The organism is Gammaproteobacteria bacterium (genome assembly GCA_019748175.1).
Taxonomy (GTDB): Bacteria; Pseudomonadota; Gammaproteobacteria; order JAIEPX01; family JAIEPX01; genus JAIEPX01.
This window is the reverse complement of the sequence record JAIEPX010000010.1, coordinates 65,577-76,041: the sequence shown is the minus strand read 5'-3', so window position 1 is coordinate 76,041 and position 10,465 is coordinate 65,577. Positions and strand designations below refer to the sequence as shown.

The following is a 10,465-nucleotide window of genomic DNA, read 5'->3' as shown; positions in this document are numbered from 1 at the left end:
GATTGCCGACTTGTCAAAGCGCCCGTAGCTCAGTTGGATAGAGCACCTGGCTTCGAACCAGGTGGTCGGGAGTTCGAATCTCTCCGGGCGCGCCAAACTCACAAGTTTGACCAGTGGCATCCCCTCACAGCCTTAATATTTACTTAAATAAGCTAAATTCAGCCAAGATTCGCTTGCATTACCATTAAATTGAAGATATACTAGCAGAATTATCAATTTTACGCTGGAGTTCAGTATGCAAACAGTTGAAAAAACAGAGGTAGCCGTGTTCAATCGTGACGAATTTCTTAATAAAAACATCGCCGAACGCGTAACGTATCTTAATGATAATCCAACGATTGCCCTTACTGAAGAAGATTTCAAAGCCATTTTATCTCAAGAAGTAGTAGGCCAAGAGGTATTACCGATCGACTATTTGAATGCTTTAGCGTTGCGCTTCAAACAAGAAAATTCTTTTTATTTCAGAAGACCTGCCATTTTACTAGACCAAATAAAAAAGTTTTATCAAACAGAATCGTGGCCGGCTAATGATCAACATACATTTGGAGGCATTCTCGCCGACCCAAGGACTAATCTTGTTGGTGCTTCAGGCTTACATATGTGCGATTCGAACATGTTGATTGCTTTATGTGAGCAAATGAGCTTATCTGAAAATAGTAAGCTATGCTTTTTTCTTATTTCGAAAGAGAGCTGGGAAACCCAATGTAGTAAAATAGCAAGGGCCAAATTACAGGGCACACCACACAACGCTCTGCCTTCTCCTAAACAGGAAGATCGTTATATAAAATGGACTTATTTCAATAGCTTTATTTCTGAACTCTCCCGAAAAATGAATACAGACCAAGCCAAAAGACTTTACGCCGTCATGACTTCAGATGAACGCTTAATTCCATCGCTCTGCAATGTATTAAACAGTGCAAATCTGTCTGATTCGGCAAAAGAAGGATTCAAAGAACCTTTAATTAACGTCATTAAATCAACTGCTCAACCTGAGCAGCCTAACAAAGATTTAGTAGCATCTTCTGTGGTTATTCTTCAAAAAATCACTTATCAAGATACTTTGTCACTGTTAAATGATCTTATCAAAGAAAATGACCTCACTGCTTTAATGAACTTTTTACAAAGAACGGCACAACACTTTCAAAAACTTGAAAGCAACAAACCTCCCATTCTACCTACAGATGATTTCCTCAATGCGTTGGCACAATTTGTCACTGACAAAATAATTAATGATGAACAACGAAGAACTTCTTTCTGTGGCCAAATTCCGGATATTCTGATTGGTTATATAACTCCCAAATTATCGGCTGAAAATCAGACACTATTTCTGAATGATCCCTCTTTAAAGATCACACCTGAATTAATTACCCAACTCAATCGATTAGCGAGCAAAAATGTTCTCTCTAAGAATTTAGACTGTTTGGCGTGGCGCTGTGAGGTTGCACAAAACCCTGCAGAGTGCATTAAAAGTTTGTTAAACGCTGATAAATCTCTAGCAATCGAATTATTCAAGCTCTCTCTTTCTGCGCATGGGGATGCACCTCGATTACAAAATATTCTTCTATCTCATCAATTTACTCAACATCTCGATGTACTGACAAACCATTTAGAAGAGACTGAGCTTGAAACATTAATCATCGCGGGTTTGAAAGATGAAAAAATCGCCTCAAGTAATTTTGTTAAAGCCGTATTACAACATCTTGCCACGCATCATCAAAATGCAAAAATCAATAGCATTACTAAGAAACTATTTGCAACTCCTGATTTTCATACGGCCCTGCAAAAACATTTTAATTTATTGTGTGAAGATGTCATCCACAAAGATTTCGATCTAGCTACTTTAACCCCGCTGCTGAATGCCATCGCAAAAGGAGATAACCAACCTTTCTCTGCAAATGATTGCATTAATTTACTTCAATGCACCATGGGCGTTCAAATAATCCCTGGCCCCAATCAATCCCATAGTCATCATGATAATTATCGAAACGATATTGCTTCACATCTTCTCAACAATTTATCTGAAACCGCAAAAGCAGAACTCACTGAACCCAATGATTTCATATATCGCGCCTGCCAATTTAGAGTTGACCTAGTCGTATTTAACAAATTGATTGAATTAGGCTGCAAACCTCAACTACGAAAAGATGAAAGAGAAACAACATCATTTGAATTGGTTTCTTTGCTCGAACTTTTAAAAAGATCAACTGATAACGTAAAAGAAGCTGATAAAAAAGACACAAATCGTGTGAATAATCATCAAAGCATAATGGATCTAACGAATGCTAAAATAAGTGCTATTCTGAATATAATGACCGATCAAATTCCTCTAGCTATATTTAGACAAGCAGTTATCAACAATCAAACAAACGAACTAAAATTATTCTTTGGAAAAAATATTTTACTTAATCCACACTATATTTCTGAAAACCAACCTGAACTTAGCAAACTTTTTCGTTCATTACGTGCTAGTTGGACTAATGACAAATTACCTACCTTCAAGGCTCTTATAGAGGACGGTGTAGAACCACCATTAGATCTACTGAATTGGGCATTAGACGAATTGTTTAACGAAAAAGATAAAGATGGCAAAGCTGATCTACTTGAGATTGTGTATCGATTTGCTCCAAACACCACTATTCTCTATCTCGTTGAGAACGATCTCGTTGAGATCTCTTATAAGATACTCGCAGCAAAGTCTAATACTAAAGAGCCTTTACACACTGATGACCAAGAAGCACTTCAAGTCCAATATCAAGACACACTTAATAAAATACAGAAGAGACTAGAATCGCATACTCAACAGCCTGTTTTGACAGAAGAAACCTTACAGTCTGTAGTAAAAATGTTGGGAATGAAGAGTCTTGGGCTGGATAACGAACATCCGATATACAAGCTGTTGTCATCTGCACTCGAGAAGTTTACCAGTGCTCGCTCTGAACAACCTGAAAAATCAGCTTCAGGCAGTGATACTCAACATCGCAACAATACATTTCCTCTATTACATTTAGAAGAAAATGAGGATAACGAGCGTGGTGAACTACTCAAAACTGCTGATGAAAATCAAACCATCCATCCTAGAGAAGTTGTAATTAATCCGCTCAAACCTCAATCGCGTTCTTTTTTAGAATGGATATTTACAGCCTCGCACTACTCTTTATTCCGTTTTATTGCAGATGGCGCTAGGATAAAAACTGCAGAAAATATTAAGCCTGTTGAAAAACTCCCAACACCAAGCTTATCCCACTATTTAAAATCGGTATTTTTAAGAGTCTTTGGTTTCGATGGCTATGACCCATCTGAAAATAAAGCCTTAGCCTTAAACTCTCAATATAAAGAAATCGACGCCGCCAATATAGGATGGGGATTATTGCTTGCCTCTCTCTTCGGATTACCTAACCGCCCACAATCCATCGATAAACCTGGCAGACCCTTCTTATCAGCATCGCAATTATTGCTCACAAACTGGCTAGGAGGTTGGACTTTAACAACCAATATTAAAACGTGGACGGTAACGCAACTCATCGAAATACCTTTTAAAATTGCATTCGTTTTACCTTTTAATATTTTAAGGGCTCTCGTAAAACTCCCAATTAATTTAATCAAGTTGGTCACTGATGTTACTCTACAGAGTATTTCAACATTGCTACTGACGGGTGTGGGTCAATCAACACAATGGATGATGACTCTAGGTAATTCTGATCAAAATATCGTCGTAAAAGGTGTAGGCATAGCACTTTTAATTATAGCAGGTATTGCTACCGCACTTGCTCAATATGCCATTGTTTGGGCAATCAGAATCAGCGAAATACTCACCTCTCCCGTAAAAAGCGCCAGCAAAGCTTACGCTGCAGGAAGAAGCCTTAAAGTTGAGATCTTTGGCGAAACCGCAGAAATAGCGATTTCCTATATTGCTGGCTTTACTGGTTGGCTGGTTAGCGTCGCACTCACAGCTATCCTGTGGACATTGATTTTGCCCATTGCCATTAGCGCAGTCACCACATTAATCCCTGCAATCGTGCCTGCGATCGCATGGCTTACCCATTTACCGGTGATTACTGCCTCCATTGCGTGGGCGTCGCAGTTCCTATTAGTAACGACGACCATCGCAACCGCAAGCAGCTTATTCATGTCCGTAGGAAGCGCCCTTGGCGTCGCCTTTGGCCCTGCGATCACACCAATTGCTAGCCTCATAGGATTACAAATTTCCACCATGGCAATGGTAGCTGGCACCAATTTGGGCTTACTTGGAACGGCCGTTGTGATCTCTGGTAACTATTTGGCGGATGGATTTAGTAGCCTCTGGGTGAAACTGCATTACACACCGATGATGGTTAAGCTGTATCAAGATATGATGGTTAGAGTCCACAATAAAAAAAATGCCCTCCAAGATTTAGTCACAAACATATCAGCTCTTGATCCAAATGAACGTCAGGAGAGATCAACAACAATGATTGAGGCACAAACAATCATTAAGAAACTGGAAGTACGTATGGAAACACTACAAAGAGTACAAGATGATCTACTTCGTGACGCTGCAAAATCTGCTGGACAAGCAGCATTGGCTGGCGAAAAAGCTCAGAAGGCCCTCGAAGAAATACCAATGACCTCTTTCTCTTCTCAATCCGGTCAGCCAACTACTGCCACCGCAGGAGAGCACGCCACTAAACACGATTTTAATTAATCGCGTCAAGTGAAGACCCAGAAGGGGGCATGTTGAAAGCCCCCCCCCTTCGACTAAGCCATTCCCTAAGTCATCGCGAACGAAATCGAATACCCACCCTATTCCCCCCATTACGCTTAGTTAAGATTACGTTAATATTCCCATGCTATCCTCTTCGAAATTGACCTCGAGGTAATAAAAAACTAATCCACCCTCTTGGCAAACTTAATAACAGAGATAAGGTAACACTATGACAATGTGCACGTATATTATGTTTTTCACGGGGCTATTATCAGTCATAGGCCTGGCTTTTGGACTTCACAAAGCGCCCTATAGGCATCGTAAAACGCCTTCCAAAAGCTGAAACTGTAGCCTCGAGATCTAAACAGCCCTTGCTCTGCTTGAATAGACTATCAGCTTAAAATTGGTTTACCAAACCTGACCTCATCTGGAGTCAGGCACCTCCAGATCCACTACAAAATACCGGTAAAACCTTGATAAACAGGGCATATTTTGATATTATTTGCACCCATATTTTTAAAAACAGAATCAATGAGGGGATTATGAAATATTACAAACCATTAACGTGCATTCTCGGATTGCTCTTAGCTCTAACAGCTTGTGCGACCACGACACTTCAACTCGAAAAAAAAATCGGCAAACCTACTTATTCAGCTTTAACCAACTCTAAAACAGTCTCAGTTGTAAAAGTTGCTGAAGTTCGAAAACCGCCCTATGCTCCTGAAGGTGCGCCTAAAAATTTGAGCGCTGAGCAAGTTTCAGAATTACGTGAAATGCTGTTAAATGACAGCAACTACAATTTTAATCGAATTAAACGATGTCTGTTTATACCTGAAATTTCTTATCAATTTACTGGTGATAAAGCCGTCAATGTCTACGTTAGCTATTCTTGCAAAAAAATTAAAATAGTCAGCGAAAACAATACCAACATTATTGATTATGATCCGATGGCTGAAAAATTTAATTCATTCAGTAAAACGATTATGAAAAAATCTAATACCACAAAAACTTCTTAGGAGTACTTACGATGCAAAAGATACGACAAGTTATATTCGCCAGTTTTTTCGTTTTATTAGCAACGCTGTCTTTTTCAGCTCAAGCCGCTAATTTGATCGCAATTATTGCCTCTGACACTTTGGATGAGAGCATCGGTCAGTCTGTAAAACAAGACTTCAACCATATGCGTAAAGAAATGCAAAATGTTGCTAAATATACTGGTTTAACGCTTAAAGAAGTTTTAATGCAAGGAAAGTCAACAAATCCTCAACTATTTCTTCAGCAAATAAATTCCGTTAAAGCAAATAGCGATGATGTCATTGTTTTCTTCTTTGGTGGTCATGGTTATAGAACAAAATCTAAAGGTTCAAGCCCTTGGCCGAATCTTGTTTTTTCACAACAAGATGAAGGACTCCAATATGAATATGTGATTTATAATTTGATGCAAAAGCACCCTCGCTTTCTACTGACTATTGCCGATGTTTGTAATAGTTTTATTGGCGAAAAATCGGCTCCTCCGATTGTAGCAACGAGATCACTACGTGCTGTTCCTTCTGAAAATAAGATCCGCTCAAATTACCAACATCTATTTCTTGAAGAAGAAGGCATGATCAATGTTACTAGTGCTCAAATTGGTGAATTTGCTTCGGGTAGTGACAATGAAGGCGGAGCTTTTACATATGCCTTCCTCAAGAGCTTAAAAGACGAAACCAAAAATGCACCTAAAGCTAGCTGGAAAACACTGCTAGACAGAGCTAAAACTAATGTAACGAACGATAGTCTTAGATATGCTCAATCTAAAGATGACATTCAACATCCGTATTTTGAATTGAGTGTGAAGAACGACTAGTTTTTTATAGTATCATTCAAAAAATTAGGGGGTGAAACTTGTTTTCATCCCCTTTTTTTTGGTCTTATTCAGGATTTAACACCGATGGTAATTCTTGCTTCAAAGAAGTTTGTGTCAGCATCACAATCACAGACGATACACTTAATCCTAAATAAATCAGCGCTAAAATTAGATTACTGGCAGGCAAAAAACTTCCAATAATACTAACAGCAAATACACTTAACATCGTAATAGAACCGTATATAGCCCCTGCACTTCCGCCACCCTGCTGTCTAAAAGGACCCAGCGCTAAAGCCACCGTGTTTGATGGAATTGTTCCAGCGCCAAAAACGATTAGCATAGAGGGTATTACAACACAAAGCAGATAGTGGAGTTGCAACACACTTCCAACTAATGCCATTAAAGAACCCAATATCATAAATACCAAACCTACAGCTATACAATATTCAGGTGTGAATTTACGCAATAAAATAATATTCGATGTACGACTGATGAAACTCATACCAGTTACCAACAACATAATCCATCCGTATTCAATAGGAGTTAAATGATATTGTTTTTGCAAAATAAAAGTACTCAACACGCCGAATAAAATAATAATGCTGATAGTTAATCCTGCCAGTATGGTGTAAGAAATAAAAACTCGATGCATTATTAAAGATCTGAAATTCGCCAACAACTCACGCAACCGAAATGCACTTGTCTCTCGTGTGATGATTGTTTCTGGTACATAAGTAAAAACCGCGAAACCTCCTGCTGCAATCATGAAGGTCACCAAAAAGAATATACTGGACCAACCAAAATGTACAAATAGATATCCTCCTATCACCGGCGCAATAGCAGGTCCAACAGCAACCACTAAACTAATTATCCCAGCAATACGAGCAAATTCTTGCTTCTCAAAAAGATCGTTTCCAATCGTTCGCGCCAATGACAACCCTGCCCCTAATCCAAGCCCCTGAATCAAACGACCGATAATGAGAAGATTCACGTTAGGCGCTAACCAGCAAAACACAGACCCCAATAAGCCTATCACTGCCGAAGCTAACAACACCGGCCGTCTTCCAACACGATCTGAAAGAGGGCCAAAAACCAGCGGAGATAAAGCCATACCTAATATATAAACGGTAACGGTCAATTTGATCATTGAACCTTGAGTCATCAAGTCCGCAACCATTTGCGGCATAGCCGGAGTATAAAAATCAGTCGCCAAAAGCGAAATAATGGCTAAAAACACCACGATCCATATAGTCACATATTTATTAGAGCTCATTTTCTATCTCCATCTAATTGAACGTTCGTTCAATTATCTAGCAGGCAGCCTTTGGTGTCAAGAATTAATTGAATGATCGTTCAACTAAATCTTTTCATTGATATAAGAATCTATTACAATGGGCCTAATTTAGGATAAAGGCGTTACAGTACCACTTTAACAGGAAGCTAACTTGACTTCAGTAACAGTAATTCAGTCAGATTCTCATTTTTCTATGATTGAGAAATCACATTTATTCGTACTTGAACAATATTGAGGTTACAATGACAACTCCAACACGTCCGTCTGCAGATAACACTCGAGCCACCATTCTCAATGCTGCTCGGACTTGTTTTGTAGAAACAGGATTTGCAGGCACCTCTATTAGTGCGATCGCAAAGAAGGCACAAATAAATCAAAGCCTCATCTACCACCACTTTGGCAACAAACAAGATTTATGGGTAGCCGTAAAAATTACTATACTCGAAGAATATCACAACTCTCAAAATATGAATTGGGACAAATTATTAACACTAAAAAACTGCGAAGAATTTATTTCTGAATTTATTCAATATCGCTTTGGATTTTTCGACCAACATCCGGACGCACTTCGTATTATTGAATGGCAATCCCTAGAACCCGATCCCTTCCAACTCACCGCCTATACACCCGAAACTATACAAACCATTATTAGACGCATTCAATATTTCCAAAAGCAAAAAAAACTCAGCACTCACTTCAACCCTGAATTAATCTTCTCACTTCTCCTCACCATTCCCCTCGGCTTTTTCCGCACCTTCCGCGACCTCAGCGCCAATAAATCAAAACCGCAACTGTCCAAAATGAAAAAAGAATATATTGCGTTGTGCATCAAAACTTTTCTTAACGGCCTAAGGGATCATATCTAAGTTTGATGGGCTCTCAGCTATAAAAATGTTCAATTCTAGAAGAGATCATTATTAGATTTAACCCTTCAAATACTCTGCCAATCACATATTAAAACTGGCATCAAGTTGCGGAGTTTGTCCAAAAAATGACTGAACAAGCTTTGCGAACAAGGATGTGATTTCGATCATTTTTTCTTTCGGTAAACTGGAAGAAATATCTGGATGCTGCATCATATTGTAACAAATAAATCCATGATGAAAGGCTTTTTCAGGCATAATTTGAGAGAATAACTGCATCATTTGCACATGAATATTGAAGATGGTCTTATGAATGACTATATCAGTCCTACCAAAATGTAGGCAGGGACATCGCTGTTTATAAACATTAGAAAAACCGTTAAGTGCTTCCTCAAATAACTTAAATGCTTCTTGAAAATTGGCTTTTTTAGCAGCATCAGCTGCTTGTAATTGTAACCGTACAAAGCGCTTATGGTCTTCTACAGGACATTGTATATCGCCATTGTCTGTTTTTTCTAAGCTGCTAATCAGAGGCTTGGCTGTGTTGTCCGGTATAAATTCAGCGACGCACGACAATGCGGATAAGCCTCGTTCATAACATTCCAACATTGATTTATATTCCAAACTCTTCTTCTCAGCAAATAAACCGATAATATTAACGAACGATTTATTCTTATCTTTTAAGAGAGTAATAAATGCAACTAATTGTTGTTGTGTCTGTGCAGGGAGCAGTCTTAAGAGGGAATGATGAAAACGTACTAAATAATCTAAGAGGCGAGTCTGATATTGAGGTGAAAGTGTTTTCCGATTAAGTATATAAATCATCATCGGTATTGTAACGTCATCAGAAAAAACAAATAAATCTGTTGGGGGTGTTTGGCAATGATCAGCTGCAGAAAACGACCTTTCAATAATTCCATTTTGTCGTAATGCATCCCAGTAAGGAAGACCATAATTCACTAAGAGCTGAGATCGTGCGGGAATATCATCGTCAGCGACAAGCACAGTATACGTGATCCCATCGACTTCTCTTTCTTCGGCTTTGATGTTACGCATTTGCAAAGGATATTCTTCAATATTGTAATATTCCCATTTATCAAGTGCAGATTGTATGAACCCCGCTATTCCGGCACAAGATTTTGCATCTACGGTACAAATGCGTTTACCCTTGTTTGTTTTTTCAAATCCCCCTAGAGTGTACGAACCATCTCCTTTAGGAACTCTACATAATTCACCCGTATAAACACATATCTCCTCGCCTTTCCGAACATCACGTAGCGTGTAGACACCGTAACCAACTGATTCATTAATCCAGCACACAACGAGATCATTCAGCACAGGAAATTCAACGGTAGATTTTGGCTCTGTAAACTTAAAAGAATCATCGTTTGTGAAAATTGATTCACTGTACTCGTAGGTCGTTCCACGATATCGACTGATGCGCTTATTAAAATCATCAAGAGATAATTCTTTAATATCTGGATTGAGCGGTAATGGTTTTTCAGCCACTTTAATGACTTGTAATGGATTCCCAAGGAAGAGGTTGCGAGGTTGTTTTTTCATGGTCGTTCCTTATACTTTAGAAATATAGTGATCAGAGTACAAAAATTGAACAAAATTGTCAACTTACAGATTAGCGTCGCGTCTTGAATTGTGAGAGGTTTTACTACTATTCTGCCACCACCGCCACCCAATTTGAGTTATACCAGGGTGTAGCTAGCCGAACTCTTACGTTGCAATTTTGGGCTGAACCGATTTTTGCCCACCAAGCATTCCAGGAT

Annotated in this window: 6 protein-coding genes and 1 tRNA gene; 5 read left to right on the top strand and 2 right to left on the bottom strand. The window is 38.9% G+C overall.

Annotated elements, in window-relative coordinates; translation table 11 throughout:
* The first annotated feature begins 18 nt into the window (after positions 1 to 18).
* The 4 genes from K2X50_05655 to K2X50_05640 all read left to right on the top strand — a co-directional run bounded on the left by K2X50_05655 (position 19) and on the right by K2X50_05640 (position 6,527).
* A tRNA-Arg gene (locus tag K2X50_05655) sits at positions 19 to 95 on the top strand.
* A 140-nt stretch (positions 96 to 235) separates the two neighbouring features.
* Entirely contained in the window at positions 236 to 4,681 is a 4,446-nt protein-coding gene (locus K2X50_05650) for a hypothetical protein (protein MBX9586725.1), read from the top strand.
* Positions 4,682 to 5,223: 542 nt separating this feature from the next.
* Positions 5,224 to 5,697 carry a hypothetical protein gene (locus K2X50_05645; protein ID MBX9586724.1) on the top strand — a complete coding sequence of 158 codons (474 nt, stop codon included), beginning with the start codon at positions 5,224 to 5,226 and terminating at the stop codon, positions 5,695 to 5,697.
* An 11-nt stretch (positions 5,698 to 5,708) separates the two neighbouring features.
* Positions 5,709 to 6,527: a caspase family protein gene (locus K2X50_05640; GenBank protein ID MBX9586723.1), complete on the top strand. Its 819-nt coding sequence runs from the start codon at positions 5,709 to 5,711 to the stop codon at positions 6,525 to 6,527.
* Positions 6,528 to 6,591: 64 nt separating this feature from the next.
* On the opposite strand, the gene K2X50_05635 is transcribed toward K2X50_05640, so the two are convergent.
* On the bottom strand, positions 6,592 to 7,800 hold the full coding sequence (locus tag K2X50_05635; GenBank protein ID MBX9586722.1) for a multidrug effflux MFS transporter: 1,209 nt from the start codon (positions 7,798 to 7,800) through the stop codon (positions 6,592 to 6,594).
* A 263-nt stretch (positions 7,801 to 8,063) separates the two neighbouring features.
* Between K2X50_05635 and K2X50_05630 the strand changes: the two genes are divergently transcribed.
* On the top strand, positions 8,064 to 8,687 hold the full coding sequence (locus tag K2X50_05630; protein MBX9586721.1) for a TetR/AcrR family transcriptional regulator: 624 nt from the start codon (positions 8,064 to 8,066) through the stop codon (positions 8,685 to 8,687).
* Between the two features lie 81 nt (positions 8,688 to 8,768).
* Here the strand turns inward: K2X50_05630 and K2X50_05625 are convergent, their stop codons facing one another.
* Positions 8,769 to 10,247: a hypothetical protein gene (locus K2X50_05625; protein ID MBX9586720.1), complete on the bottom strand. Its 1,479-nt coding sequence runs from the start codon at positions 10,245 to 10,247 to the stop codon at positions 8,769 to 8,771.
* Between the last annotated feature and the right edge of the window lie 218 nt (positions 10,248 to 10,465).